This is a genomic window from Amycolatopsis sp. WAC 04197, assembly GCF_003947475.1.
Taxonomy (GTDB): Bacteria; Actinomycetota; Actinomycetes; order Mycobacteriales; family Pseudonocardiaceae; genus Amycolatopsis; species Amycolatopsis japonica.
In genome coordinates, this window is the sequence record NZ_QHJK01000003.1 from 154,225 (window position 1) to 179,967 (window position 25,743).

28 protein-coding genes are annotated in these 25,743 nt (G+C 68.1%); 15 read left to right on the plus strand and 13 right to left on the minus strand.

What is annotated here, in order from left to right; genetic code table 11:
- Nucleotides 1-53 precede the first annotated feature (53 nt).
- Nucleotides 54-593 (plus strand): Lrp/AsnC family transcriptional regulator, encoded by a 540-nt coding sequence (locus DMC64_RS13795; protein WP_233629649.1) that lies wholly within the window; start codon nucleotides 54-56, stop codon nucleotides 591-593.
- Between the two features lie 459 nt (nucleotides 594-1,052).
- Here the strand turns inward: DMC64_RS13795 and DMC64_RS13800 are convergent, their stop codons facing one another.
- The gene (locus tag DMC64_RS13800; protein WP_038513131.1) at nucleotides 1,053-1,514 is read right to left on the minus strand and encodes an Lrp/AsnC family transcriptional regulator; all 462 of its coding nucleotides are present in this window, start codon (nucleotides 1,512-1,514) and stop codon (nucleotides 1,053-1,055) included.
- An 82-nt stretch (nucleotides 1,515-1,596) separates the two neighbouring features.
- On the opposite strand from DMC64_RS13800, the gene DMC64_RS13805 reads away from it, so the two are divergent.
- The 3 genes from DMC64_RS13805 to DMC64_RS13815 all read left to right on the plus strand — a co-directional run bounded on the left by DMC64_RS13805 (nucleotide 1,597) and on the right by DMC64_RS13815 (nucleotide 3,962).
- Nucleotides 1,597-2,208 carry a LysE family translocator gene (locus DMC64_RS13805; RefSeq protein ID WP_125733823.1) on the plus strand — a complete coding sequence of 204 codons (612 nt, stop codon included), beginning with the start codon at nucleotides 1,597-1,599 and terminating at the stop codon, nucleotides 2,206-2,208.
- Nucleotides 2,209-2,307: 99 nt separating this feature from the next.
- Nucleotides 2,308-3,225 carry a lysyl endopeptidase gene (locus DMC64_RS13810; RefSeq protein ID WP_125733824.1) on the plus strand — a complete coding sequence of 306 codons (918 nt, stop codon included), beginning with the start codon at nucleotides 2,308-2,310 and terminating at the stop codon, nucleotides 3,223-3,225.
- A gap of 275 nt (nucleotides 3,226-3,500) precedes the next feature.
- Nucleotides 3,501-3,962, plus strand: coding sequence for a hypothetical protein (locus tag DMC64_RS13815; protein ID WP_037338385.1), 462 nt, complete (start codon nucleotides 3,501-3,503; stop codon nucleotides 3,960-3,962).
- Here the strand turns inward: DMC64_RS13815 and DMC64_RS13820 are convergent.
- A complete protein-coding gene (locus DMC64_RS13820; protein ID WP_125733825.1) occupies nucleotides 3,919-5,094 on the minus strand; it encodes an ROK family transcriptional regulator in 1,176 nt (391 codons plus the stop codon). The two genes, DMC64_RS13815 and DMC64_RS13820, sit on opposite strands and share 44 nt — an antisense overlap.
- Nucleotides 5,095-5,187: 93 nt before the next feature.
- Here DMC64_RS13820 and xylA point away from each other — a divergent pair, with 93 nt between their 5' ends.
- A complete protein-coding gene (gene xylA, locus DMC64_RS13825) occupies nucleotides 5,188-6,357 on the plus strand; it encodes a xylose isomerase (protein ID WP_125733826.1) in 1,170 nt (389 codons plus the stop codon).
- On the opposite strand, the gene DMC64_RS13830 is transcribed toward xylA, so the two are convergent.
- The gene (locus DMC64_RS13830; RefSeq protein ID WP_125733827.1) at nucleotides 6,354-7,370 is read right to left on the minus strand and encodes an alpha/beta fold hydrolase; all 1,017 of its coding nucleotides are present in this window, start codon (nucleotides 7,368-7,370) and stop codon (nucleotides 6,354-6,356) included. The two genes, xylA and DMC64_RS13830, sit on opposite strands and share 4 nt — an antisense overlap.
- A gap of 96 nt (nucleotides 7,371-7,466) precedes the next feature.
- Nucleotides 7,467-8,222 (minus strand): thioesterase II family protein, encoded by a 756-nt coding sequence (locus DMC64_RS13835; protein ID WP_125733828.1) that lies wholly within the window; start codon nucleotides 8,220-8,222, stop codon nucleotides 7,467-7,469.
- A gap of 161 nt (nucleotides 8,223-8,383) precedes the next feature.
- Here DMC64_RS13835 and DMC64_RS13840 point away from each other — a divergent pair, with 161 nt between their 5' ends.
- Nucleotides 8,384-8,761 (plus strand): hypothetical protein, encoded by a 378-nt coding sequence (locus DMC64_RS13840; protein ID WP_125733829.1) that lies wholly within the window; start codon nucleotides 8,384-8,386, stop codon nucleotides 8,759-8,761.
- Here DMC64_RS13840 and DMC64_RS13845 read toward each other — a convergent pair.
- Complete coding sequence (locus DMC64_RS13845) at nucleotides 8,758-9,621, minus strand: alpha/beta fold hydrolase (protein ID WP_125733830.1); 864 nt, start codon at nucleotides 9,619-9,621, stop codon at nucleotides 8,758-8,760. The genes DMC64_RS13840 and DMC64_RS13845 overlap by 4 nt on opposite strands.
- A gap of 57 nt (nucleotides 9,622-9,678) precedes the next feature.
- On the opposite strand from DMC64_RS13845, the gene DMC64_RS13850 reads away from it, so the two are divergent.
- Complete coding sequence (locus tag DMC64_RS13850) at nucleotides 9,679-10,506, plus strand: helix-turn-helix domain-containing protein (RefSeq protein ID WP_125733831.1); 828 nt, start codon at nucleotides 9,679-9,681, stop codon at nucleotides 10,504-10,506.
- On the opposite strand, the gene DMC64_RS13855 is transcribed toward DMC64_RS13850, so the two are convergent.
- Nucleotides 10,477-11,169 carry a hypothetical protein gene (locus DMC64_RS13855; RefSeq protein WP_037338369.1) on the minus strand — a complete coding sequence of 231 codons (693 nt, stop codon included), beginning with the start codon at nucleotides 11,167-11,169 and terminating at the stop codon, nucleotides 10,477-10,479. The genes DMC64_RS13850 and DMC64_RS13855 overlap by 30 nt on opposite strands.
- A gap of 99 nt (nucleotides 11,170-11,268) precedes the next feature.
- Here DMC64_RS13855 and DMC64_RS13860 point away from each other — a divergent pair, with 99 nt between their 5' ends.
- The gene (locus DMC64_RS13860) at nucleotides 11,269-12,117 is read left to right on the plus strand and encodes a fructosamine kinase family protein (RefSeq protein WP_125733832.1); all 849 of its coding nucleotides are present in this window, start codon (nucleotides 11,269-11,271) and stop codon (nucleotides 12,115-12,117) included.
- 1 nt (nucleotide 12,118) lies between these two features.
- On the opposite strand, the gene DMC64_RS13865 is transcribed toward DMC64_RS13860, so the two are convergent.
- Complete coding sequence (locus tag DMC64_RS13865; protein WP_125733833.1) at nucleotides 12,119-12,793, minus strand: TetR/AcrR family transcriptional regulator; 675 nt, start codon at nucleotides 12,791-12,793, stop codon at nucleotides 12,119-12,121.
- 92 nt (nucleotides 12,794-12,885) lie between these two features.
- Here DMC64_RS13865 and DMC64_RS13870 point away from each other — a divergent pair, with 92 nt between their 5' ends.
- Nucleotides 12,886-13,611, plus strand: coding sequence for an SDR family oxidoreductase (locus tag DMC64_RS13870; RefSeq protein WP_037338364.1), 726 nt, complete (start codon nucleotides 12,886-12,888; stop codon nucleotides 13,609-13,611).
- A 36-nt stretch (nucleotides 13,612-13,647) separates the two neighbouring features.
- Here the strand turns inward: DMC64_RS13870 and DMC64_RS13875 are convergent, their stop codons facing one another.
- From DMC64_RS13875 to DMC64_RS13890, 4 genes are all read right to left on the minus strand, one after another.
- Entirely contained in the window at nucleotides 13,648-14,139 is a 492-nt protein-coding gene (locus tag DMC64_RS13875; protein WP_125733834.1) for a hypothetical protein, read from the minus strand.
- A gap of 75 nt (nucleotides 14,140-14,214) precedes the next feature.
- The gene (locus DMC64_RS13880) at nucleotides 14,215-14,478 is read right to left on the minus strand and encodes an amphi-Trp domain-containing protein (protein WP_016334492.1); all 264 of its coding nucleotides are present in this window, start codon (nucleotides 14,476-14,478) and stop codon (nucleotides 14,215-14,217) included.
- Between the two features lie 82 nt (nucleotides 14,479-14,560).
- Nucleotides 14,561-15,157, minus strand: coding sequence for an SUMF1/EgtB/PvdO family nonheme iron enzyme (locus DMC64_RS13885; RefSeq protein WP_125733835.1), 597 nt, complete (start codon nucleotides 15,155-15,157; stop codon nucleotides 14,561-14,563).
- Nucleotides 15,148-16,308 (minus strand): Cmx/CmrA family chloramphenicol efflux MFS transporter, encoded by a 1,161-nt coding sequence (locus DMC64_RS13890; protein WP_125733836.1) that lies wholly within the window; start codon nucleotides 16,306-16,308, stop codon nucleotides 15,148-15,150. The genes DMC64_RS13885 and DMC64_RS13890 overlap by 10 nt, the downstream gene beginning before the upstream one ends.
- Nucleotides 16,309-16,683: 375 nt before the next feature.
- On the opposite strand from DMC64_RS13890, the gene DMC64_RS13895 reads away from it, so the two are divergent.
- Together DMC64_RS13895 and DMC64_RS13900 are read left to right on the plus strand one after the other, a co-directional pair.
- The gene (locus tag DMC64_RS13895; RefSeq protein WP_073843360.1) at nucleotides 16,684-17,763 is read left to right on the plus strand and encodes a dihydrodipicolinate reductase; all 1,080 of its coding nucleotides are present in this window, start codon (nucleotides 16,684-16,686) and stop codon (nucleotides 17,761-17,763) included.
- Nucleotides 17,760-18,239: a carboxymuconolactone decarboxylase family protein gene (locus tag DMC64_RS13900; protein WP_125733837.1), complete on the plus strand. Its 480-nt coding sequence runs from the start codon at nucleotides 17,760-17,762 to the stop codon at nucleotides 18,237-18,239. The genes DMC64_RS13895 and DMC64_RS13900 overlap by 4 nt, the downstream gene beginning before the upstream one ends.
- Nucleotides 18,240-18,281: 42 nt before the next feature.
- Here DMC64_RS13900 and DMC64_RS13905 read toward each other — a convergent pair whose 3' ends face one another.
- Nucleotides 18,282-19,823: a GMC oxidoreductase gene (locus DMC64_RS13905; RefSeq protein WP_125733838.1), complete on the minus strand. Its 1,542-nt coding sequence runs from the start codon at nucleotides 19,821-19,823 to the stop codon at nucleotides 18,282-18,284.
- A 173-nt stretch (nucleotides 19,824-19,996) separates the two neighbouring features.
- Between DMC64_RS13905 and DMC64_RS13910 the strand changes: the two genes are divergently transcribed.
- The 3 genes from DMC64_RS13910 to DMC64_RS13920 all read left to right on the plus strand — a co-directional run bounded on the left by DMC64_RS13910 (nucleotide 19,997) and on the right by DMC64_RS13920 (nucleotide 24,259).
- The gene (locus DMC64_RS13910) at nucleotides 19,997-20,362 is read left to right on the plus strand and encodes an RNA-binding S4 domain-containing protein (protein WP_007029562.1); all 366 of its coding nucleotides are present in this window, start codon (nucleotides 19,997-19,999) and stop codon (nucleotides 20,360-20,362) included.
- Between the two features lie 121 nt (nucleotides 20,363-20,483).
- Complete coding sequence (locus DMC64_RS13915; RefSeq protein WP_233629650.1) at nucleotides 20,484-22,808, plus strand: cellulose binding domain-containing protein; 2,325 nt, start codon at nucleotides 20,484-20,486, stop codon at nucleotides 22,806-22,808.
- A complete protein-coding gene (locus tag DMC64_RS13920; protein WP_125733839.1) occupies nucleotides 22,805-24,259 on the plus strand; it encodes a cellulose binding domain-containing protein in 1,455 nt (484 codons plus the stop codon). Before DMC64_RS13915 ends, DMC64_RS13920 begins: the two co-directional genes overlap by 4 nt.
- A 44-nt stretch (nucleotides 24,260-24,303) precedes the next feature.
- Here DMC64_RS13920 and DMC64_RS13925 read toward each other — a convergent pair whose 3' ends face one another.
- Nucleotides 24,304-25,044 carry a class I SAM-dependent methyltransferase gene (locus DMC64_RS13925; protein WP_125734264.1) on the minus strand — a complete coding sequence of 247 codons (741 nt, stop codon included), beginning with the start codon at nucleotides 25,042-25,044 and terminating at the stop codon, nucleotides 24,304-24,306.
- 113 nt (nucleotides 25,045-25,157) lie between these two features.
- Here DMC64_RS13925 and DMC64_RS13930 point away from each other — a divergent pair, with 113 nt between their 5' ends.
- Complete coding sequence (locus DMC64_RS13930) at nucleotides 25,158-25,730, plus strand: TetR/AcrR family transcriptional regulator (protein ID WP_125733840.1); 573 nt, start codon at nucleotides 25,158-25,160, stop codon at nucleotides 25,728-25,730.
- Nucleotides 25,731-25,743: the final 13 nt, after the last annotated feature.

A 25,743-nucleotide genomic window follows, 5' to 3' on the forward strand; every position in this document is an offset into this window, starting at 1 on the left:
TATGATGCTGAGATCGTGGTTTCCGGAGTCCCAGTGTTCAAGAGGTGCGCGAAATGAGCGACAAACTGTCGGCAGAATCGGTTCAGCCGGGCCGACCGTCCGGTAGTGGCGTGGCTCACGGGCCGGATCCGGGACGAACGGTCCTTGCCCTCGACGACATCGATCGCGCCATCCTCGCCGAGCTGACCGCGGACGGCAGGCTCGCCGTCCGGGCACTCGCGGAGCGGCTGCACATCTCGCGCACCAACGCCTACGCGAGGCTGGACAGGCTGATGTCCGAAGGCGTCATCACCGGCTTCGGCGCCCGGATCGACCCTCGGCGGGCCGGGCTCGGAACGAGCGCGTACATCCTGATCACCGTCGAGCAGACGTCGTGGCGCACGATGTCCGCCGAGCTGCGGCAAATCCCGTTCGTCGAGCATGTGTCGCTCGTCGGTGGCGACTTCGACATCCTGCTGCTGGTGCGGACACCGGACAACGCTTCGCTGCGGGACGTCGTGCTGGAACGCCTGCAGGCGCTGGACGGCGTGCGCTCGACGCGGACCTGGCTGATCTTCGAGGAGCAGCCGGGCGTCGCCCCTCGTGAGTGGTGAGGACGTGGCACCGCACTCACGTGATCGAAGGCGTAACTCGCGTGATCAGGGGCGGAACACCCGAGTGCGGCCTCCAGTCACGCGAGTCACGTCTCTGATCACGCGAGTCACGCCTCCGCTCACTTCGCGTCTGGGTGCCCAAGTCCGTGAAGGCCTCCTTGAGGGACTTGTCTTGCTTACCCAGTGGTGTGGGTCGAGCCTGAGGGGTTCGGGGCGTGGAACGTCCTGGCTCCTCTACATGGATTCGTTGATGAAGGATTTGGGACGGTGAACGTCCCAAATCCTTCATGGACAACGCTCGACCCTGTCTGGAACGGAGCGAATCCCGCCTACGCACAGGTCAGACGTAGATCAACGAATACCGGTCCGTGAAGGCCTCCTTGAGGGACCCAGAGTCCCTCAAGGAGGCCTTCACGGACTTCGGACTGGTTGGTCACAGGGGACGGTTCGCCCCGCCACTCACGAGGCGGTGGTGGGCAGTGGCCGGTCGTTGACCACCTGCTTCATCACGAGCGTCGAGTTCAGCCGCTGCACCCCGGGCAACGCGGACAGCACGTCGTCCTCTAGCCGCTGATACGCGGCGAGGTCGGCGGTGACGATGCGCAGCAGGTAGTCGGGGTCGCCGAAAAGCCGCTGCGCGAGCAGGACGTTCGGGATCCGCGTGACGGCGTCTTCGAAGCTCAGCAACGTCTCGCGGTCCTCTTGCCGCATGGTGACGAACACGAGCGCCTCGAAGTTCAGCCCCAGCGCGGCGGGATCGACCACCGCCCGGTACGCGCTGATCGTGCCGTCCCGTTCGAGCGCGCGCAGCCGGCGGTGGCACGGCGACGCGCTCAACTGGACCCGCTCGGCCAGTTCGGTGAGCGTCAGACGCCCCTCCTCCTGGAGGATGGCAAGAATCTTCCGGTCGACAGCGTCCATGGGGAAGATTCTTCCACGCGTGTCGCCCGATAGGGTAAAAGTTGGAAGCACCTTCGGCCGGATCGCGAATAGCTTTTCGAACATGCCTCTCGGATCCGTTCTCGCCTTCTGGGGCGTCGCGGCATTGCTCATCGCGGTGCCCGGCGCCGACTGGGCCTTCGCGATCAGTGCCGGACTTCGTCGCCAGGTCCTGCCGGCCGCCGGCGGCATCGTTCTCGGCTACTTGGCCATGACGCTGGTGGTCGCCGCGGGCCTGGGTGTCCTCGTCGCGTCGACGCCGATCGCCTTGCTCGCGCTCACCGTCGCCGGTGGGCTCTACCTGATCTGGCTCGGCTTCAAGACCGTGCGCCATCCGTCGACGCCGGGTAGCGCTCCAGGGGAAGTCGGGAGCCGGGGTGGCACGCTGCTGGAAGGGATGGCGGTCAGCGGACTGAACCCCAAGGGACTGCTGGTCTTCGTCGCGATGCTGCCGCAGTTCACCGACCCGGCCGCGCGCTGGCCGATCCCGGTCCAGCTGGCCGTGCTCGGGCTGACCTTCGTCGGTACTTGTGCGATGGTCTACCCCTGCGTCGGCGTGGGAGCACAAGCCCTGCTGCGCGCCCGCCCCGCCGTTTCCCGTGTCGTTTCCCGGATTTCCGGTGCCTCGATGATGCTGGTGGGAGCACTCCTGGTCGTCGAACGACTGGTGGCGTGAGCCGAATGGTCCATTCCACCGGACAGGTCGCCGAACAAACCTGGCCGCACCGTTGGAAAATCTCATACCCTCCGAAGCAGGCCGAAGGGAGCTGACCTGATGCGGTGGACCTGGGTGCGTACCGCGGTGGCCTTGGTGGTCGCCGCGTCGATCGTCCAAACGAGTCAACCGGATACGGCCGAGGCGCAGGAGAGCCCCGCCGCGGCCGGCCGGTCCGCGATCTACGGCGGGGGACCGTTCTATCAGGACGGTCAGGGTGTCATGGACGTCCTGCGGTCGTCGGGTTTCACCACGGTCATCCTGTGGAGCATCCATGTCCATGACAACGGCGATCTGTACTACAACGACCACCTCGTGGTGAAAGACGGCCAGTACGTCGGCGACGCGGGATGGCCGGCCCGGCTGCGGACCCTGAAGCAGGCGCCGACCTCGGTCGATCGCATCGAGATCTCCGTCGGTGCTTGGGGCACACCGGACTGGGAAGCCATCGACAATCTGATCACGCGCGACGGCACCGGCAGCGGCACCGTGCTGTACCGCAACTTCCTGGCGCTGAAGAACGCCACCGGCGCGGACGCGATCAACAACGACGACGAAGCGCATTACGACGTCGACTCCACCGTCACCTTCGCGCGAATGGCGAACGCGATGGGCTACCGGAACTTCACGCTCGCGCCGTACACCGCGGTGTCGTACTGGCAAGGCGTGAAGAACGGGCTCGGTGGTCTGGTCGATCGCGTGTACCTGCAGGCATACGCGGGCGGCAGCGGCAACGACCCGGCGACCTGGACGCGGTCACTCGGCATGCCGGTGGATCCGGGACTCTGGAGCAAGAACGGCTCCGGCTGCACTGCGGGGGATTCGCCCGCTCAGGTGGAGAGCAAGATGCGGGCCTGGAAGTCGTCCGCGGGGATTCCGGGTGGGTTCATGTGGCTGTACGACGACATCAAGAAGTGTTCGGCGCAGGGCACGGCCGCCGACTACGCGCGGGCGATCAACACCGCCACCACGAGCTGACGCTGTAACGCTCTCCGCGCTTACGCCGAATACAGGCGGGTTCGATGGCGGAGGCGGAGGAATCGTGGCGCGTGTGCTGATCCTGTTCGCGGTCGCCGTGACTGCGATCGGGACGGCCGTGGGGGATGAGGATCGGCTGCAGGACAGGCGGCCCCGGTGACCGGCATGCCCCGCCGACCGCGCCATTCGGGTGATAACGGTTCGGCATTCGATGTATCTGCCGTGCACCCCATTGACACCTTCCTGCGATCACGGCGACTGGGTGGAGGAATGCGGTGACGGTGGAGGACGCGGGTCAGGACTACCTGACGCGGCAGATCGGGGCGCTGCTCGAAGCGATTCGCGAGGAGGGGCCGGTCGGCGAGGGCAGACGCAGTTTCCGGATCGCCGGGCATCTCGCCGCGGAGGGCGGGTTCCACCTCGGCGACATCCTCGCCGCGACCGCGCAACTGCTGGCGGTCCACGCTTGGAACAACGGCTACCTCGCCGCGGCGGAACTGCTGACCCGCCGCATGCGGGAGTTCGGCGCCGAGTCGGCGGAGCTGGTGCGCTACCTCGTGCGGCTTGAGACCGGCTGCGAGCAGGGCTGGCTCCCGCACGCGGATCGCGACGAACTCATCGCCTACGCGCGGCGTGTCCAGCGCGCGGACATCGAGGAGCGCGCGCAGGCCATCGAAGCGTCGTTGCCGGGGGTCACCGATCCCGAGCGTCCTGATCGGATGGCGAGTGAGTCGTGAGATGGTGCTCGGGGTCCGCGAGGATGCCGCGGATCACCGAGCCGGCGGCGCCGCGGACGGCGGCGCCCGTGCCCAGCGCCGAGCGGACGACGCGCACCGGCGACCACGCCGTGCTGGGCACGCGGCGGTCCAGTTCGGCGAGGAGTGGCTCACGCAGCCACGGCTCCAGCCGCGCGTAGGTTCCGCCTAGCACCACCGCCGGAACGTCCATCAGGTTGACCACAGTGGACAGTCCGACGCCGAGATGTCCTGCGGCGGTGGTCACCGCGGAGAGCGCGGCGGCGTCGCCGGATTCCAGCGAGGTAACCAGCTCGTCCACCGTTTCCGCGTCCGCGAGCCGCAGGATCTCTTCCTGACCGGCCATCCGTTCCAGACAGCCGTTCGCGCCGCAGGAACACGGCGGGCCGTCGGGCGCCACGGGCAGGTGGCCGATCTCGCCGCCCGCGCCGCGGACGCCTTCGAACAGGGCGCGATCCAGCACGATGCCCGCACCGATCCCGATCTCGCCCGACACGTGGACGAAATCCGGCAACGCCGAGCCGTGCCAGAGTTCGGCGAGCGCCGCGAAGTTCGCTTCGTTGGCGACGGTGAACCTCCCGCCGAGCCGGTCGGCGAGGTCGACGTCGCGCCAGCCCAGGTTGGGGGCGAGCCGCACGAGGCCGGATTCGACCAGGCCCGGCACCGCGATCCCGACGCCGCCGACCGGGACGCCCAGTGCGTCCGCCTGCTTCCGGGCTTTACGCAGGAACGCCGACACGCGCTGGAAAACCCGCGGGGTCCGGTTGTCCGCGTATCGGACCTCCTGCGCCCGGACGGCGCCGGTCAGATCGACGAGACAGGACGCCAGGTAGTCGACGCCGATTTCGATGCCGAGTCCGTGCGGGCCGGTGGGGGAGAGCGAAACGACGGTGCCGCGCCGCCCGGGGCCGACGCGTTGCTCCGGTTCGCCTTCGGCCACGAGATCCGCCGCGATCAACCGGTCGACCACGCTCGACACGGTCGCCTTCGTGAGTCCGGTGGTGGCGGCCAGACCCGCCCGGGACGTGCCGGGACCGTCCGCGATCGCCCCGAGGACGAGCGCGGCGTTGTGCTGCCGCACGGTGTGCTGTCCCGCCGGGCGCGTGCCGATCATCGCGCGATTGTATTCGTTCGATGCCTGAACGAAAGCCTTGACCCGCCGGGTCGCGCGTCGATAAGTTCAGGCATCAAACTAATGGGAGGCGAGATGGCTCAGGCACCGACGCGTGAGGACAAGTTCAGCTTCGGGCTGTGGACCGTGGGCTGGCAGGCGAACGACATGTTCGGCCCGGCGAGCCGTCCGCCGCTCGACCCGGTAGAAGCCGTGCACCGCCTCTCGGACCTCGGTGCCTGGGGGATCACCTTCCACGACGACGACCTCGTTCCGTTCGGTTCGGCCGACGACGACCGCGCGCGGCAGCTGAAACGCTTCCAGGGCGCGCTCGCCGAGACCGGTCTCGTGGTCCCGATGGTGACCACGAACCTGTTCAGCCACCCCGTCTTCAAGGACGGCGGCCTGACCAGCAACGATCGTGACGTCCGCCGCTACGCGCTGCGGAAGGTGCTGCGGAACCTCGACCTCGCCGCCGAACTCGGCGCGTCGACGTTCGTGCTGTGGGGCGGCCGCGAAGGCAGCGAGACGGACGCCGCGAAGGACGTCCGCGCGGCGATGGACCGCTACCGCGAAGGCATCGACTTCCTCGCCCAGTACGTCCTCGACCAGGGTTACGGCCTCCGGCTCGCGCTCGAACCGAAGCCGAACGAACCTCGCGGCGACATCCTCTTGCCGACCATCGGCCACGCGCTCGCGTTCATCTCCACCCTCGACAACCACGAGATCGTCGGCGTGAACCCCGAGGTCGGGCACGAGCAGATGGCGGGGCTCAACATCGTCCACGGCATCGGGCAGGCGCTGTGGCAGGGCAAGCTGTTCCACATCGACCTCAACGGCCAGCGCGGCCCGCGGTTCGACCAGGACCTCGTGTTCGGCCACGGCGATGTGCTGTCGTCGTTCTTCCTGGTCGACCTGCTGGAGCACGGCGGCTACGACGGGCCGCGTCACTTCGACTACAAGCCGCTGCGCACGGAGAACATGGACGGCGTGTGGGCCAGTGCCGAGGCCAACATGGCCAGCTATCTGCTGTTCGCCGAGCGTTCCCGCGCGTTCCGGGCCGATCCCGAGGTGCGGGCCGCGCTGGAAGCCGCCCTCGTTCCCGAGCTGGCGACGCCGACGCTGAACGAGGGTGAGACGGCGGCGGATCTGCTGGCGGACCGGTCGGCGTTCGAGGACTTCGACCCGGACAAGGCTGCGGAACGCGGTTACGGTTTCATCCGCCTGTCCCAGCTGGCCCTCGAACATCTCACCGGGGCCCGCTAGAACCGGTCGACGTCGATGACGGCCTTGGCGAACTCCTCCGGTGCCTCCTGCGGCACGTTGTGGCCGATGCCGTTGAGGACGCGGTGCTCGTACTTGCCGGAGAACTTCGACCGGTACGCCTTGCCGTCGGTGTTCGGGCCGTCGAAGTCGCTGCCGATCGTGATGGTGGGCACCGAAACCGCCGGTCCCTGCGCGAGCTTCTGTTCGAGGGCGTCGAGTTTCGGGTCGCCCTCGGCGAGGCTCAGCCGCCACCGGTAGTTGTGGATCACGATGGCCACGTGGTCCGGGTTGTCGAAGCAGGCGGCCGAACGGTCGTAGGTCGCGTCGTCGAAGGTCCACTTCGGCGACGCGATCTTCCAGATCAGCTTGTTGAAGTCGTGCCGGTTCTTCGTGTAGCCGAGGATCCCGCGCTCGGTGGCGAAGTAGTACTGATACCACCAGCCGAGCTCGGCGGTGGGTGAGAGCGGCTGCTTGTTCGTCTCCCGGTTGGTCACCAGGTAGCCGCTCACCGACACGAGCGCCTTGCATCGCTCCGGCCACAGCGCGGCGATGATCACGGCCGTGCGGGCGCCCCAGTCGAAGCCGCCGAAGACGGCCTTCTCGATCTTGAGCGCGTCCAGCAGCGCGACGATGTCGGCGGCGATCGCGGACTGCTGGCCGTTGCGGAACGTGTCCTTCGACAGGAACCGCGTCGGCCCGTAGCCGCGCAGGAACGGCACGATCACCCGGTACCCGGCCGCGACCAGGCGCGGAGTGACGTCGACGTAGCTGTGGATGTCGTAGGGCCAGCCGTGCAGGAGGACCACCACCGGGCCGTCGGCGGGGCCGGCTTCGGCATAACCGATGCTCAGCTCCCCGGCGTCGATCTGCTTGAGCGGGCCGAACGAGGTGTTCCCGCCGGTCGTGGCGGGCGCCGCCACCGGTGCCGCCGCGGGCTGGGCCGAGCAGCCCGCCACGGTGGCACCCGCTGTCGCGGCGATGACGGCCTGCGCGAACCTTCTCCTGCTGAGCATCCTGATTCCTCCCGCGAAACGCCTGGTACGGGACGAAATTAAGGGGACGGCTCCGGCCGCGGCGACCGTCGGACGACGTCACCGGTGTAAGTCGCCCTAGGCCACCTCGGGGTGGGCGGCCACGAAGGCCTCTTCCAGCCGGTGGATCCGCGACCAGAACTCTGCTTCCCGGCCGGATTCGAGAACGCCCAGGTAGCCGCCGGGGACGACGCGGCCCACGAACGGGCCGGACGTCCACACCCGCCAGCCGCCCGTGGCGTCGTCGCCCGAAGCGGACGCGGGATCGTCGGTGCCGCGGATCGCCGCGATCGGGCACGAGAGCTGGGTCCTGGCGGGCCCGCGGTAGGCGTTCAGCAGCTGGAGATCGCCGAGCAGCAGGTCCAGGGCGTACTCCCAGCTTTCGGGCGAATCGCGGTAGCCCGCGACGGGGGTGAGCCCGGTGCGGCCGAACACCCGTCCCATCGCCGAGGCGCCTGCCTTGGCGTTCTTGTCCGGTGAACGCCGTTGCGGGGCGCACGCGTCCACGACGATCAGCGCGCGAGGCGACACACTCAGCCGTTGAGCCGTTTCGAACGCGACGAAGGCGCCCATGCCGAATCCGATCGTCACGGAACGGCTGAACCAGGCCGCCGAGATCGCGGCGGCCGACTGCGCGGCGAGTTCTTCGACAGTGGAAGCCGGTGGATCCGCGAGCCTTTCCCCGTGTCCGGGGTATTCGACGCCTCGAACGTCCGCATCGGCCGCGCCGGCGAGCGGGCCGAACGCGCGCAGCGTGCCACCGGCGGGCGGAAACACCAGGTAGCCGCGGCCACGACTGTCTGATGTGGACAGTGAAACGAGTGCGGCCGTCATGATCCGAAAGATACGCGCCATTAACCCGAATGGGGTAACGGTTCGGATTCGACCAAGATCAATTCACCCACGAGGGGGAGCTCTTTGGGAAAAGATGCCCGGCCGTGTCGTATCTGGCACTCCCTGTTCGACGTCTTGATAAGAGCCGGAAGGAGAAAGCGATGAACACCACGACACTGGCCTCGACCACGCGGCTGAACCCGGTGAGCCGCACCCTGCCGGTTCTGCTGGCGATGGAGGACGACGCGGAAGACGTCGGCCGCCTGTCCCCGGACGACCGGCTGACCTGCCACGTGCACGGCCGCTGGATCCACCAATGCGTGGCTTCGCCGCTGCACGTCAACCCGATCACACGGCACCGCTGGTGTCGTTCGTGCGCGACCGCGCTCACCGTTTCCATCGACGAACTGTCCGGTGACGTCACGATGTTCTGCCCGCGGTGTGGCCACGGCGAAAGCGCCGCCTCCGCCCGGCTGATCGCCGCGTGCCGGGCCAGCCTGGCCGCCGCGCGCCGCCGTTTCGGTGCGCGTGCCGCTTAACCGGCCCGGCCGAGGACGCGCTCGATGATCCGGTCGCGATCCGGCGGACGGAGATAGAGATAGTGACCGGCGTCCGGCAGGATCTCGACGTCGGCATGGGGGATGAGGCTTTCGAGTCGTGTGGCGGCGATGACCGGATCGTGCACGACGCTGCGTCCGCCGAACAGGGCGAACGTGGGCACTTCGATGGACCGCAGCGCGGCTTCGCTGGGGCGAACCTGAAACGGCACCCGGGCGCGATAGCACCGGATCCCGGCGAGGATCAGCCGGGCGGCGGGCTGGTCGAGGACGTCCTCCCCGGCGGTCCACGCCACGAACCGCCGCCACAGGCGATCGTTGTCGAGGACGGCCACGGGCAAGCCGTACCAGGACACGCGCCGGGAGAACGGCGCCGAAACGGTGGTGGCGTCCAGCAATCCGATGGACGCGAGTCTTCCTGGCGCGTGGATCGCCTGGTTGACCGCGTGCCAGCCGCCGGTCGAACCGCCCACGAGATGCACGTCGGTCAGTCCCAGGTTCTCGAAGACGTGGTCGAGAGCGCTCGCCCGGTCACGGATGTCTTCGAACGGGACCTTGTGCACGCTTCGGCCCGCTTCGCCGAGGGTGTCGATCGCATAGACCGGGTGCCGCTCAGCCAAAGCGGGGATCAGGGTCGCGAAACACGCGGAAGTGGCCATGAGTCCCGGCAGGAGGGCGATCGGGCTGCCGCCGTCGCCGTAGCGGTAGACCCGCGTGGTGCCATGGTGCGTTCCGACGTCGAAGACCGCGTCCGGGTCCGGACACTCGGCGATGGCGCGGTCATAGGCGGCGAAGTAGTGCTTCTCGGCCGCCGGACTTTTGAAACTCCCGATTCTCCGCATGAGCGGAACGCTAGGCAAAGCCACGTTTCCGGTCTTGAACGAAAGTAAGGTGCAGGCATGGGCGGGTGGGGTCTCGTGGTGCCGCGGCGGGATATCGCCCGCGCACCCGGCGAGCGGATTCTCCGGTGGCCCCATCCCGCGCTGGCCGCCCACGTGGCGAGCTACGTCGCGCACGATCTTCCCGACGCGGGCGCGAACTCCTGGCAGATCACCCCGTTGTCCGTGCTCACCTGGGTGATCGACCTCGACGCCCCGGCCCGCGATGCCGGGGTCCCCTCTTCGCCGGTGCTGGGGCTGCGGGACCGGCCGTTGCGTGTCGAACAGAGCGGGGCTTCGCGCGGGATCGTGGTCACCCTGACCCCGCTTGGCGCGTACGCGTTGTTCGGGATTCCGTTGCGGGAACTGACGAATTCAGTGGTCGCGGCGTCCGAGACGCTGCCGGCCGGGTCGTTGACCGAACGGCTGGCCGAGGCGACGGACTGGGCGGAGAGGTTCCGGCTGCTCGACGAATATCTCGCGGCGAAGGTGACTCGCGGCCCCGCGCTGGCCGCCCCGGTCCGGTACGCGTGGGACCGGCTTTCCGCGGGCCCGGTCCGCGTCGACGCTCTCGCGGACGAGATCGGCTGGAGCAGGCAGCATCTCAACGCCCGGTTTCGCGAACAGATCGGGCTGAACCCCCGCACGGCCGGGCGGATCGCCCGGCTCAATCGGGTGCTGGCGTTGATGAGCCGGGTGTCGTCACTTCCGTGGGCCGAGGTCGCGCACCTGGGCGGCTACAGCGATCAGGCGCATCTCGTCCGGGAGTTCCGGGCGTTGACCGGATGCAGCCCGACCGAGGCAGGGAAACCGGCCGGGCTATTTGTTCCGCCACGTGACGGCGCGTGAATCGGCGCTTTCGTAAGGCTGCGAGGTGTACGACAGCGAGGTGATCGGATCGGACGCGACCCCGAAGTGCAGACGGCAGGACTCGAACACCGCGCCCTTGGTCGAGAAGTCCTTCGGTGCGAAATTCTGGTCCTCGCACCCGGTGACGTCGGCATCGCCCATGCCCAGAAGCGAACCCGGCCAGCCGCCGCTCTTGGTCTTCGCGCTGAGGATCGGGGTGTACACCTCGGCCATGTTGGAGCCGTCGACGTTGGTGAGCTTTTCGCGGACGAAGAAGAAGTTCTTGCCCCGCAGCTTCGCCTTGTCCTCGTCCTTGAGCGGCAGGCCGTCGATGTCGGCGTCGGGCGCTTTGACCGATTCCACGGTGACCGTCAGCCCGATGACGCCCTTCGCGTAGTGGCTGTAGAACGGGATGATCGCCTGCTCGCCGAATTTGAGCTTCGTACCCGGTTTGACCGCCTCGCCGGTGACCTCCAGGGTCGGCGTGGTGGTGAGATACGGCTTCGGCGTCGTCGTCGGTTCACTGGCCGACGTCTGTCCGGAAGTGGTGGTGGCACCGGCGCTCCGGGCCTGACCGACGTTCTGCGGTGCTGTGCAGCCGACCAGCGCGGCGCCGAGCATCGCGGTGACGACGGCATGACGAACTCTCGGACGTGTGGGCACGACCGATCTCCCCTCGGAAAAGTGAAAACACTTGGATTTCCCCCGAAGTGCACTTTAGCCAACGAGCGTTCACCCGATCGGTGGAGGTAGGTTGCGGACATGACCCAGGTTTCGCCGCCTGCCGAGGCCGCCACGAGGATCACCGGACGCGCTGTCTCCGAGCAGAGAAGCCTCTCGGGCGGGGTGACCGAAGTGGTGCTGGACAGCGGCGACACCGTGGTCGTCAAACGGGGCCATGCCCGGAACGCGATACCCGCGGAGGCAGCGGGCCTGCGATGGCTGGGGGAGCCCGGTGCCGTGCGGGTACCCGAGGTGCGCGGCTACGACGACGAGTGGCTGGTTACGGATCTGGTCGGCGGAGGGAGGCCGACGCATCACGCCGCGGAGCGGCTGGGACGGGGGCTCGCGGCACTGCACGCGGCGGGCGCGCCCGCGTTCGGCGCGGCGCCGCCGGACGGCCCCGCCGACGCGTGGATCGGCCTGGCTCCGATGAAGAACACCCCAGGGGAGGACTGGTCGCGGTGGTACGCCGAGTATCGAGTCCTGCCCTATGTCCGTCGTGCGGTGGACGAGGGCACTCTGAACGCTGACGAGGCCGCAGTCATCGAGCGAGCCTGCGCGCGGCTCCCGGAAGTGTCCGAACCTCCGGCGCGTCTGCACGGTGACCTATGGAACGGCAATGTGCTGTGGGGGCCTGTCGAAGCCTCGCTCATCGATCCGGCGGCGCACGGCGGCCACCGCGAAACCGATCTCGCCATGCTGCAGTTGTTCGGCTGCCCGTTGCTCGACCGGGTGCTCGCCGCCTATCAGGAGGTCGCCCCGCTCGCCGACGGCTGGACCGACCGGATCGGTGCGCACCAGCTGTTCCCGCTCCTGGTGCACACCGTCCTTTTCGGACGGTCGTACGCCGGTCAGGCGGTCGCGGCGGCGAAGGCCGTCGGCCGGTAGATCACCGGGCGAGGCGGTCGAGCCATTCAGCGAGCATCGCGTGCTCGGCCGGGGTCAGCGCGTCCCCGGGTTCCTTCTCCAGCGCGGCTTTGAGTGCGATCGCACGGCTCGGGATGTCCGACACCTCCTCCGCGCTGTCGGTGGTGATGGCCGCGATGACATGTTCGCGCGCGGCGACGATCAGGTCCGGGTCGCGTTGTTCGGGAGGGCTGGCGAGGAACGAGAGGATCACGCCCATCCCGGTCGCGTGCACCAGCTGCGCGGCCTGTTCGACCGGGACGCGCAGCCTGCCGGCCTCGGCGATGCGGCCGACGATCCGGCGGAGGATCGCGTCCGCCTCGCGGCGGGCTTCGCGGACGCGCGGCTCGCCGTACATGAGCATGTAGAAGGCGGGCTGCTGCAGGCCGAACTCGACGTGCAGGTCCCAGCCCCGCCGCAGATCGCCCACCGGGTCGTCGGTCTCGCCGAGGGCGTGCTTCCCCTCCAGGTAGCTCTTGAAGCCATACGTGGCGACTGCGTCGAGGAGCCCGTCCTTGTCGCCGAAGGTCCGGTAGAGCGTGGGCGCCTGCACTCCGGCGGCGGCGCTGACCGCACGCGTCGACAACGCCTCGCGCCCGCCCTCCCGCAGAAGCTCCGCGGCCGCGCGGACCAACCGGTCTTTCGTCGTCAACGTCATGTATCGACGATAACACTCGGCCGGTAGCAGTGGTTCGATATCAGTGATACCGTGAGGCCGTTACCAATGGAAACGCCTGATGGGAGCAAGTCATGGCACGCGTAGCGATCGTCACCGGCGGGTCGCGGGGCATCGGCAGGGAATCCGCGGAGCGGCTCGCGTCGGACGGGTTCGCGGTCGTCGTCGTGTACGGCGGCAACAAGGACGAGGCGCAGGCCGCGGTCGACGCGATCACCGGCAGGGGAGGCCAGGCGATCGCGGCCCAGGCCGACGTCGCCGACGAGCAAGCCGTCGCGGCCGTGTTCGACACCGCGGAAAAGACCTTCGGCGGTGTCGACGTCGTGGTCCACGCGGCGGGCATCATGTACCTCGCGCCGGTGGCCGAACTGGATCTCGACCGGCTGGACCGATTGCACCGCACCAACATCCGCGGCACCTTCGTGGTCGACCAGCAGGCCGCCCGCCGGGTGCGCGACGGCGGCGCGATCATCAACTTCTCCACGTCGGTGCTCGGCCTCGCCCTGCCGGGATACGCCGCCTATGCCGCTACGAAGGGCGCCGTCGAAGCCGTCACCCTGGTCCTCGCCCGTGAACTGCGCGGCCGCGACATCACCGTGAACGCGGTCGCCCCAGGCCCGACCGCCACGGCGCTGTTCCTCGACGGCAAGGACGAGGCGACGATCGCGAGCATGGCGGCGCAGCCCCCGCTCGAACGCCTCGGCACCCCGTCCGACATCGCCGAGGTCGTCTCGTTCCTCGCCGGTCCGGCGCGGTGGGTCAACGGGCAGGTCCTTCGCGCCAACGGCGGCATCGTCTGACGCCCTCGTGAGTGGTGAAGACGGTTCTAACCGTCCTTACCACTCACGAGGTTCGGTGTCGTCCACGCCGATCCCGCGAAGGTCGGCCGAGGTGAACACAGCGTCCGCCCGCTCGCCGAGCAGGATGCCGAGCACCAGTTCCATGGTGTCGACGTAGGACTCCCACAGCCTGTCTCGCAGTTCGTTGCTCCGGCTCATCGACGCGAGCACGGGCCCGTCCTGCCCGGTCCGTTCCAGCACCTTGACGAGCAGTCCGCCTTCGAGGAAGCCCGATGCCTTGACCCCCAGATGGTTTCGGGCGGCGCTGCTGAACAGCATGAACAGGACCGAGCCGTCGGCCCGGTCGGAGACGCCGTCCCAGGTCAGTTCGAGACCGAAGAGTGATTCCAGTCCTTTGAGCAGCCGTTCCCGATAAGCCTTGAGGGCGTCGTTGAACTCGCCCACGTCGTCGCTGAACCCGTGCGAGTACTCGGGCTGGGCCGCGAGATACGCGAGGACGAACGCCCGACGGTCATAACGCTTGATCACAGGCGAACGGTAGCGAAGACAAGGGCGGGCCCGCCAACGAATACGGACCCGCCCTGTCCTTTGTGGACAGAAAGATCAGACGACGGTGCCCTCGGCGTCGTCGTCCGAGTCGGTCTCCTCGATCTTCCACTTCAGCTGGAACTCGACCTCTTCCTCGCCGTCACCGCGCTCGTGCTCGATCGAGAACTGCGCACGCGCGGGGACGCGGAACCGTTCCCCGGCGATCTGGATGCGGAACGAGGTCTCGGACTCGAGCGCGTCGGCGAGCCTGCGCAGTTTCGCGACGACGTCGGCGGTGGAGTAGACGCGTTCGACGTCTCGGGGAGCGGTTCCGGTCACGGTTTCCTCCAGAGGTCCGACACCCTGGCCGGGTGTCCTGGCGCCATTCAATCGGGTGATCGACACCTGCGAGAGGCCGGGGTCACAGTGACCGGGCGAGGCGGAAGCCCACGTCGTCGACGCGGAACGTGGGATGGCTGCGACGTCGCACCGAGGCCCGGCAGCTCCACTGCTCGTCGAACCAGCCACCGCCCTTCAGCACCCGGTACTCGCCGTACACCTCGGCGTCGTAGACGTCCCAGCACCACTCCCAGACATTGCCGAGCATGTCGTGCAGGCCCCACGCGTTGGGCGCCTTCCCGCCGACCTCGTGCACGGATTCCGCCGAGTTCTCCCGGTACCAGGCGATCTCGTCGAGCGGTCCGTAACGGGGGCCGGTCGTGCCGGCGCGGCAGGCGTGTTCCCATTCCGCTTCGGTGGGCAGGCGGTAGCCGTTCGCGGACCGGTCCCAGGTCGGCGAATCCAGCTCATAGACGGGAGTCAGCCCCTCGCGTTCGGACAGGGTGTTACAGAACAGGAGTGCGTCCTGCCAGGAGACGTCGACGAGGGGCAGCCGTCCGGTCTCCTGGGTGACCGGAACGGGGGCGAGCAGGAACGACGCGACATCGACGGTCCAGCTCCGCTGCGTCCGCCGGTCCGCCAGCGTCGCCCGGCCTGCCGGGACGGTGATCATTTCCATGGTCGGGCCGATGTTACCCAGCCCGCCTTCCGCAGAACGAACGGAAGCGGGACAAGCGCGATCGCCGCACTGATCCAGATGGCGTAGCGGTAGTCGGCCGTCGACTCCGTGACGAAACCGGCGAGCACCGGCCCGAGGAACGCGCCGACGTTGAGCGCGACCGTCGCGAACGAACCCCCGAGCGTCGGAGCTCCGGGGGTCACGTGCATGACCCGGGCCACCAGCGCGGAACCGCAGCCGAACGACAGTCCACCTTGGACGGTCGCCAGGACGAACAACGCGATCGGTTGCGCGCCGGTGGTCGCGAGTGCGGCCCAGCCCACCGGCAAGGCGCACAACGCGAGCACCAGACCGCGCCGGAGTTCGCCGTCTCCCGTCCGGCCCGCCACCGTGACACCGAGGAAAGCACCGACGCCGAACGCCGCCAGGAGGCCGGAAACCGCTCCGCCGGGAAGGCGAGCGACGTCCGTCGCGATGACCGCGAGGAAGGCGAACGTCGCGAAGGTCGCACCGTTGACCAACGCGGCCAAGAGCATCGCCTGACGGACGGGACGCGCTTTCAGTTCGCTTGCTTCACGCCTGATCGAGACTTCGGGCGGGTTCGCCGCGCCGGTGGGTGCCGAACGGAACACCAGCACCAGTGCGGGAAGGCACAACGCGGCCACCGCCCAGAACGCGGAGCGCCAGCCGGCGAGATCGCCGAGCACGGCGCCCGCGGGTACTCCGGCCACGCACGACAACGTGATGCCCGCCAACAGGATCGCGGTCGCCCGCGCCTGTTTCCCTTGCGGCGCCAGAGCGACCGCGACCGGCATCGCCACGGCGAGGAATCCGGCGTTGACCACTGCCGCGACCACCCGGGTGCCGAACAGCAGCGGGAAGCTCGTCGTGACGGCGCCGATGACGTGCACGACGACGAAAGCGGCCAGGAACCCGGCCAACGCCCGGCGCCGAGGCCAGCGTGCGCTGAGCACGGCCATCGCGGGAGCGCCGACGATCATTCCGACGGCGTACGCCGAGGTCAGCGCGGCGGCCGCGCTCACTGGCACGGACAGCTCACCGGCGATCCCCGGCACGAGACCGGAGGCCATGAATTCTGAGGTGCCTTGCGCGAAAACGGCAAGGCCGAGGACATAGACGAACAGGGGCAACGGACGACTCCCATGGGAAAAGTGAGCAGGAGGAGCCGTGCGCTGGACAGGGTGGAACCCGGCCGGACGCACGGAACAGCGCTCCGGTCACCGGGAGGCGAGAGGACCTAACGGCAGGACACGACGACTCGCCGCCGGATGACCGGCGGCGGGGTTCTGTCCGACTCGGGGCTCGTCACGAGAGCGCACATTACACAGACGTCGCGCGACCGGTCCAACGGGTATTGCCGGACGCGGGGAAAACGACGCTCGTTCCGCGTACCGGAACGGTTTCGTTGCCCGCTCGAATGAACCCGAGTAATGCGCTTTGACCTGCGGTTTTCGTGATTGTTTCGGTACTGGGAACCGCACTTGGATTCGGTTAACCTCGACTTCATGATTCCCACGGTTGTCTGGGGTACGGGCAACATCGGCCGTGCCTCCATCCGGGCCGTCGACGCGCATCCGGCGCTGGAACTCACCGGAGTGCTCGTGCACGATCCCGCGAAGGTCGGCCGTGACGCGGCCGCGCTCGCGGGGATCGACGGCGAACTGGGTGTGGCGGCGACCGATGACGTCGAAGCCGTCATGGCGGCGGGTCCACGGGCGGTGGTGTACGCGGCGTCCGGTGACATCCGGCCGGCCGAAGCGCTGGCCGACATCGTCCGCGCGGTCCGGGCCGGTGCGGTGGTGGTGACGCCCGCGCTCTACGCGCTGTACGACCAGCGCAACGCGCCGGACGAGCTGCGTGAGCCGGTGCTCGCGGCGATCGCCGAGGGCGGCGGTTCGCTGTTCGTCTCCGGGGTGGATCCCGGCTGGGGCAACGACATCCTGCCGTTGCTGATCAGCGGGCTCGGCACCACCGTGGACGCGGTCCGCTGCCAGGAGATCTTCGACTACTCCACCTACGACCAGCCGGATTCGGTCCGCTATCTGGTCGGGATGGGGCAGCCGATGGACTATCAGCCGCCGATGCTGGCCCCGTCGGTGCCCACGATGGTGTGGGGCGGGCAGGTGCGGCTCATCGCCCGCGGTCTGGGGGTCGAACTGGACGAGATCCGCGAGACGCTCGAGCGCCGCCCGCTCGAGGAAACCGTGACCACGCGGGCGATGGGCGAGTTCGAGGCGGGTACGCAGGGCGCAGTCCGGTTCGAAGTGCAGGGGATCGTGGACGGCGAACCCCGCATCGTCGTCGAGCACGTCACCCGGATCCACGCCTCGTGCGCGCCGGACTGGCCGATGCCGCCCAGCGGCGACGGCGCGCACAAGGTGATCATCGAAGGCCGTCCCAGGATCGAGGTCTCGGTCGAGGCCACCGACGAGGGCGAGAACCGGTCCGCCGGCGGCAACGCGACCGCGGTCGGCAGGCTGGTCGGCGCCATCGACTGGCTAGTGGACGCGAAACCGGGCCTTTACGACGCACTCGACGTCCCCTTGCGTCCGGCCACCGGCAAGCTCGGAAGGAGCGCGCGATGAACATCGACATTCCCGAGGGCAAGGACCCGATCGGTTACGTGTGGGGCGAAATGGTGCCCGGGATCGGCGTCGCGGCGTCGAATCTCTCGCTCGCGGTGTACTCGCACACCACACTGGGGTTGCGCGAGTTCGAGGCGGCCCGGCTACGGATCGCGCAGATCAACGGCTGCGTGTTCTGCCTGGACTGGCGGACCGAACGCGACGGGGTGAAGGTCGAGGAGGAGTTCGCCGACGCGGTCACCGAGTGGCGCACCACCGACGCGTTCGACGAGCGGACCCGGCTGGCCGCCGAGTACGCCGAACGCTACGCGCTCGACCACCACGGCATCGACGACGAATTCTGGAAGCGGATGGCCGAGCATTACAGCCAGAAGGAGATCGTCGAACTGAGCATGAGCATCGGTTCTTGGCTCGCCTTCGGACGGCTGAACCACGTTCTGGGCATCGACACCGTCTGCGTTCTTCCGAAGATATGAGAATAGGCCGGGGTGGCGGCCCCGGCCTATTGTGGATCGTCGTCACAGATCGGTGGCGACGATCTTTTCGATGTTCCTTTCCGCCAATGCGGTAATGGTGACGAACGGGTTCACCGACGTATTGCCCGGAATCAACGCGCCGTCGATCACGTAAAGGCCCGGATAGCCGTGGAGCCTGCCGTAATTGTCGGTCGCCTTGCCGAGCACCGCGCCGCCGAGCGGGTGGTAGGTGAGGTGGTCGCCCCAGATCTTGTACGTGCCGAAGAGGTCGGTCCGGTAGATCGTGCCTTCCTTCGCGTTGATCTTGTCGAAGATCGTCTTCGCCATCTCGATCGAGGGCTGTTTCCAGGCGGTCTGCCAGTTCAGGTCGACCTTGTTCGCGCTCGGGTTCCAGGAGAAAGTCGCGCGGTTGAGGTTCTTGGTGATCGAGAGGTAGAACGAGGCGTAGGTCTCGATACCGGTCGGCAGCGGCGCGACCTCGGCGAACGCCCCGCCCGCCGCCCAGTTGTCGATCCCCGCGGTGGGGATGGACGACTGCAGGGCCCCGGTGGCGTCCCACATGTGGTTCGCCCGGCCGCACATGACGTTTCCGTTGTCGCCCCAGCCTTTTCCGACCTCGTTGTTGAGGTTGGGCAGGGCGCCGGTCGCCTTCAGCTTGACCAGGAGCTTGCTCGTGCCGACGCTGCCTGCCGCGAAGAAGACCTTGTCCGCGGTGACCGACTTCGTCGCCGTCACCGTGCCTCCGGTGTCGAGTTGTTCCATCGCCACGGTGTATCCGCCGCCGGACGCGGGCGTGACCGACGTGACGCGGTGCAGCGCCGAGATCGTCACCCGCCCGGTCGCCTTGATCCGCGGGAGATAGGTCTGCTGCAACGACTTCTTGCCCGCGTTGTTGCCGTAGAGGATCTCCCCGGCCAGCGCGGACCTCGGGACCGTGCCCGCCTGTTCCTTCTTCATGTAGTCCCAGTCGTACACGTCCGGGACGAACAGGAACGGGAAACCCGACCGCTGCGCGTGTTTCCGGCCGACTCGCGCGTACTGGTAGCACTCGGCGGTTTCGAACCAGTCCGGGTCGATGGTGGCCACGCCGAGACCCGCGTTGGCGCGCGGGTAGTAGACGCCGTACATCTCGTCCGCATTGACCGTCGGCAGAACCGACCCGAAGTTCTCGCGCTTCGGCGTGACGGCCATCCCGCCGTTGACCAGTGAGCCGCCGCCGACGCCGCGGCCCTGGTACACGGTGATGCCACTGAACTCTTCGGCGTCGAGGATCCCGGTGTGGCGCGGGACGTCCTTGTCGAGCGGGAAGCCGAGGAAGTTGCTCAACGGCTGCTTGGTCCTCGTCCGCAGCCAGAAGGAGCGATAGTCGGGCTTGGTGGTGTTGGCGAAGATCTTGCCGTCCGTGCCCGGGGTGTCCCAGGCCATGCCGAGTTCGACGAGGTGGACGTCGACGCCGGCTTCGGCGAGCCGGAGCGCGGCGACACAGCCGCCGTATCCGGAGCCGATGACGAGCGCCGGGATTCGGGCGGCGTCGGCGATCGAACTTTTCGCGGAAGCCGTCCCACCGAGGGCGGCGGCCCCCAAGATAGAACCAGTTCCAGCAATAAAGAGGCGACGCGATAACTGTCCGGAAGCGCTTCTCCACATGGTTTCGTCGCTCACGTGATCTTCCTCACCGTTGAGGGATTTAGAACAAGTTATACCTGCGTCTATACCGAGTGGCAATAAAGTCGGCCGATAGGCCACTATGTACTGCTGTGGAGTCCACTCGAGTTGATCGTTGGCTGTGGGCCGTCCGGCTGACCAAGACGCGTCCGGACGCCGCAGCGGCCTGCCGTGGCGGCCATGTCCGCGTGAACGGCAAACCGGCCAAACCCGCGACCACCGTCGTGGCGGGCGACGAGGTCCGTGCGCGGGTTCACGACACGACGCGGATCTTGGAAGTCACGCGGGTGATCCAGAAGCGGGTGGGTGCCGCCGACGCGGCGACCTGTTTCATCGACCGGACGCCGGCGCCGCCGCCCGAGGCCGCCGTGCCGGTCGCGCGGCGGGAGCGTGGCGCGGGGCGTCCGACCAAACGGGAACGTCGCGTGCTCGATCGCTTCCGCTCGGGAGAGCGCTGACCGTTCACATACGTGGACGTTATTCACATCCGTTGACGGACGCCAGGGACGTGAACTATAAAGACGGGGTCCGGGTGTACACGCCGCAACACCTTCCGTCAGTCCGTCACGGAGGTTTCGGGTGTCCCGAAAAAGTCCTCTTCGTCGTGCCGTCCTACCGGCGGTCGCCGCCGTGGTCGCCACCGTCGCGCTCCTGCAGGTACCGCCCCCGGCGGCGGACGCGGCGCCGGGACCAGGTGCGCTGACCGGCCTCGACCTCGGTGCGGCCAATCGCCGCGCGCCGGTCGCCGGCCTCTACGACTGGTCCAAAGCCGGATATCGCGGTGGCGCCGCGCTCCCCGGCGCCGGTGAAGTGAATCCGAACGCCGCCTGCCAGGTCACCGCGGCCGAACTGGCGAGCCAATACAACGTCAAACCGGACGACGGCGCCGACGACACGAACGGGATCCAGGCGGCGATCGACGGGATCAAGAGCGCGTGCTCGCCGTCCGGGAGCTACACGAAGCTGAGCACGATCACCTTCCCGGCAGGCCGGTTCGACGTCACGCACGAGATCCACGTCGACGCCGACTACCTGATCCTGCGCGGCGCGGGCAAGGACGCCACGAAGTTCGTCTACAAGCCGGACGCGAACACCCTGTACGACGCCCTCACCCCGGACGGTTCCGACTGGGACGAGGACGGGATGACCTCGGGCGCGGGCAAGGGTGGCTGGCTGTGGCCCGGCCGCGGGCTGTTCCGCGTCCAGTCCAGGGGAGTGCACACGTCCTACGCGAGCGATTACGCCGCCGCGCCCGCGAACCGCAAGGACATCTTCGAGGGCACGATCAACGTCCACTGGAAGGCCGGGGTGAAGCTGCGGGGCAAGCCGGGTGACACCGCGTTCGCCGCGCGGACGGGAGACAAGGTCGTCCACCTGGCGAGCAGCGGCGCCCTGACCTCGCTCGCCGCCGGCAACCTGGTCAACATCCGGGCGGCCAACTCGCAGAAGTTCTACGAGCAACAACAGGCGACGCCGACCACGTTCCCCTTGCTGAACATGCACATGCGCCAGCAGATCTTCACGATCGCCGCGCTCGACACCACGGCACGCACCATCACCCTCGACAAACCGCTCGAGTACGACGTCCCGGTGAACTCCACTTCGGACGGTTCGGCCCCGATCGACGGCGCCACCTACGACTCGAAGGCGGCACCGCTGGTCGACCCGGTGCTCGGCGTGGGGTTCGAGGACCTCGGGTTCACCCAGGACATGCCGGGCCTGAACCCCGCGGACGCGAACAACAACTACGGCAACATGGCGCCCGCCGCGGAGATGCACGGGATCGTGTTCAAGTGGGCGGCGAACTCCTGGGTCCGCGGTATCCGCGCGGACATGACCGGTTCGCACCCGATCGTCACCGAGGAGGCGAAAAACCTCCAGATCGTCGACAACGAGCTCAACGGATCGTGGAACAAGGGCAAGGGCGGCAACGGCTACTTCCGCGGCTCCCGCGTCTGGGATTCGCTCTACGCGGGCAACACCTCGACCCTGCTGCGGCATTTCACCTTCCAGTGGTCCGCGGCGGGCAACGTGGTGATCGGCAACTCGTTCGACTCCGACCTGAACCTCCACGGCGGCTGGGAACGCAACAACCTCTTCGAGCTCAACACGGTCAAGGTCCCGTACGCGCACCGGTCCGGGAACTGCCGTGCCAACTGCGGAGAGGAGGGCGGTGGCGGTCCCGACGACTCGAACTGGTTCCCGATCTGGTGGGGCGCGGGCAAGAAGGCCGTCAAGTGGTCGGGCGGCTCCGGCTACCGCAACGTGTTCTTCAACAACGCCATGACCAAACAGCTCGCGGACAACGGCCCGTATAACGACTTCTACGCCGACCGCCACCGCGTCTACTCCTTCGGGTGGGACGGCACGGCCTACAAGCACCTCGATGTCGGCGGGACCCCGATCGCCGACTGGGCGAAGAACGAGCAGCGGGACTACACCGGCGGACACGGGGTGGACGCGTCCAAGACCGATGCCGCGTCGTCGCTGTTCCTGAAGTCCGTCGACGGGACGCCGCCGTCTTCCCCGACCAGCCAGAGCCCGACCACGACGACCACGTCCGCCACGACGACGACACAGAATCCCACTGCCTGCCTGAACGCGACCTTCACCCGTAAATCGGTGTGGGACAGCGGCTACGGCGCCGGCTTCACGATCAGCAACACGTGCTCGGCCTCCGTGGGTTCGTGGACGGTCGAGTTCGACCTGCCCGCCGGGACGACGATCACGAGTTCCTGGAGTTCGGTGCTGACCAAGAGCGGGCAGCACTACCGATTCGGGAACGCCACGTACAACGGGAGCGTCCAACCCGGCGGCACGGCGACATTCGGCTTCAACACCGCCGGTCAGGGGCTGCCACTCGCCTGCTCGATCGCCGGAACCAAATGCGGAGGCACGGAATGACGAGGAAACGACTGCTCGCCGCGATCGCGGCCACGGCGTCGGCGGCGGGACTGTTCGGCGCCGTCGTCACGGCCGAAGCCGCCGCCCCGAGCCTGACCGCGACTTTCGCCCAAAGCTCGGCCTGGGACAGCGGATACGGCGGAAAGTACACACTGACCAACGCCGGGGACGCGAACAGTACACAGTGGACGATCGAGTTCGATCTGCCGGAAGGTACCGCGATCACCACGTCGTGGAGTTCGGTGCTCACCAGGAACGGGCAGCACTACAAGGTCACCAACGCCGCCTTCAACGGCACGATCAAACCTGGCGCCACGGCGTCCTTCGGGTTCAACGCCACGGGCCTGGGCCTGCCGACCGGATGCACGGTCAACGGCAGCCCGTGCGGGGGAGGAGTTCCGACCACGACCACCGCTCCGCCGTCGCCGACCAGCACAAGCACTTCGCCGACGACCACCACGACCAGCGTGCCGTCCGGGGACGTCGTCGACGTCGGCACCGCCGCGGAACTGCAAGCCGCGCTGGCCGCGGCGATCCCGGGCCGGACCATCCGGCTGGCCCCGGGAACGTATCGGGGTTCGTTCGTCGCGACGAAACCCGGCACGGCGGACGCGCAGATCACGGTGACCGGACCGTCGACGGCGGTCCTGATCAACGACGGCCCGTCCGGTGAGGCACCGTCCTGCCCGGCCCCGACGGCGGGCTGGGATTCCGGGTACGGGTTCTGGCTGTACGGCGCGCCGTATTGGCATCTCCAGGGCTTCACCGTGCAGGAGGCCAAGAAGGGGATCGTCGCCGACAACTCGCACCACACGGTGATCGAAGGGGTGCGGGTGCACCGGATCGACGAGGAGGCCGTGCACTTCCGCCGTTCCTCGGCCGACAGCGTCATCCGTGACTCGACGATCAGCCACACCGGACTCGTGCAGGCCGGGTACGGCGAGGGCGTCTACCTCGGCTCGGCGAACTCGAACTGGGCCTGCCACGGGAACTCCGGCGGGGTCGACCGGAGCGACCGGATCCAGGTGCTCAACAACCACATCGGACCGTACGTGGCCGCGGAGGGCATCGACGTCAAGGAGGGCACCGAAGGCGGCGTGATCCGCGGCAACACCTTCGACGGTCAAGGGATTTCCGGGCAGAACTCGGCCGATTCCTGGATCGACGTCAAGGGATTCGGATACGTCATCGAGGGCAACACCGGCACCTTCGCCTCGCCGGGAACCTTCGCGAACGGCTACGAGACGCACAATCCCGCCACCACCCCGTCGTTCCCGAACGGCTGCGGGAACGTCTGGCGGGACAACAAGTCCGATCTCGGCGGTGTCGGCCAGTACGCCATCAAGATCACGTCGACGTCGAAGTGCTCGGAACGGCCGAACGTCGTCTACGCGTCCAACACCGTGTCCAGGGCGGTGAACGGGCTGACCAACGTCCCCGTCACGCCTTGACGGACGCCGGTGACGGGAGCGGCGCGGCTCCCGTCACCGGCGGGTCAGTCCCGGACCGCGGTGATCGCGACGGTGGCGTAGCGCACGGTGAACCGGCCGCCCATCCTGTCGACCGCCGCCCCGACTTCAGCGAGGATCTCTTGTCGCACTGTGGATTCGACCCAGGTCAGCGAGCCGAACGTCGGCAGCTGGTCCAGCCATTCGTCACGGGTGTAGACCCGGTCCCAGTCGTAGCGGCTTCGTTCCGGCTCGCCGAACCCGCCCGCTTCGCGCAGACCGTCGGCGACCTTCACGATGAGTGGCCCGTACGGGTCAGAGGGCTGTTTCGGCACGCTCTTGAGATCGATCGGGGCGTCCGGCACGAGCCGCCGGTAAGCGTCCGCCAAGGCGTCCGCGACCTCTTCCGGCGGTTCGGGTACGTGCCAGAACGCGGCGAAGAGTCCGCCGGGCCGTAGGACTTCGGCGGCCTTGGCGGCGCCTGCCACGGGGTCGACCCAATGCCAGGCATGTCCGGAGACGAGCAGATCGAACCGGCGTCCGGCGGGCTCCCAATCCTCGAACTTCGCGACTTCGACGTCGATTCCGCTCTGCCGGGCGAACTCGGCCATTCGCGCGTCCGGCTCGACGCCCAGCACGTGACAGCCCGCCGCGTGGAACTGGCGCGCTTCGATGCCGGTGCCGACACCGACATCGAGGGTCTCGCGGCCAGGCGCGGCGGCGATGAGGTGTTCGACGAGTTCCGGGGGATAGGCGGGGCGGGTCCGGTCGTAGCGTTCGACGTCCACGCCGAAGGATTCCGCGGCCTGTCGATGACGATGAGGCTCTTGCCCCGAAGGTAGAGTGGGCATGCGCCCACCTTAAGTGGGCACTTGCCCACTCGTCAACGCAAGGGAGCCGAATGCCGACAGGAGTGGCTTTGCGCGCCGTCCGCGCGCAGTTGTTCGACGCCGCCGAACGTGTCCTGCTGCGGGACGGGCCGAGCGGGCTCACCAGCCGTGCGGTGACCACGGAGGCGGACTGCGCGAAAGGCGTGCTGCACCGGCATTTCGACGATTTCGACGGTTTTCTCGCCGAGTTCGTGCTGGACCGGATCGAGAAGCTCGACGAGAAGGGCCTGCGGGAGGCAGTCGGCACCGGGACGGTCGTGGACAACCTCACCGCGGCGCTCACGGCGGTGTTCGAGTCGGTCGCGGTCGCGATCGTCCCGCTCGTGATCTTCCGTGACGAGCTTCGTGCCCGGTTACGCCGAGAATGGCCCGCCGGGGTTCCGGTGCTGACCCAGGCCGCCGTCATGATCGGCGGCTACCTCAAGGCGGAGCGGGATTTGGGCCGGGTCGCCGAGGACGCCGACGTCGAGACTTTGGCCGCCACGCTCATCGGTGCCACGCATCTGCTGTACGCGGACCGCACCGCGCCCGCGCCGGAGATCGCGCAGGTGCGGAAGGTGGTGGAGACGGTGATCGGGACGTGAAAAAGGCGGCGAG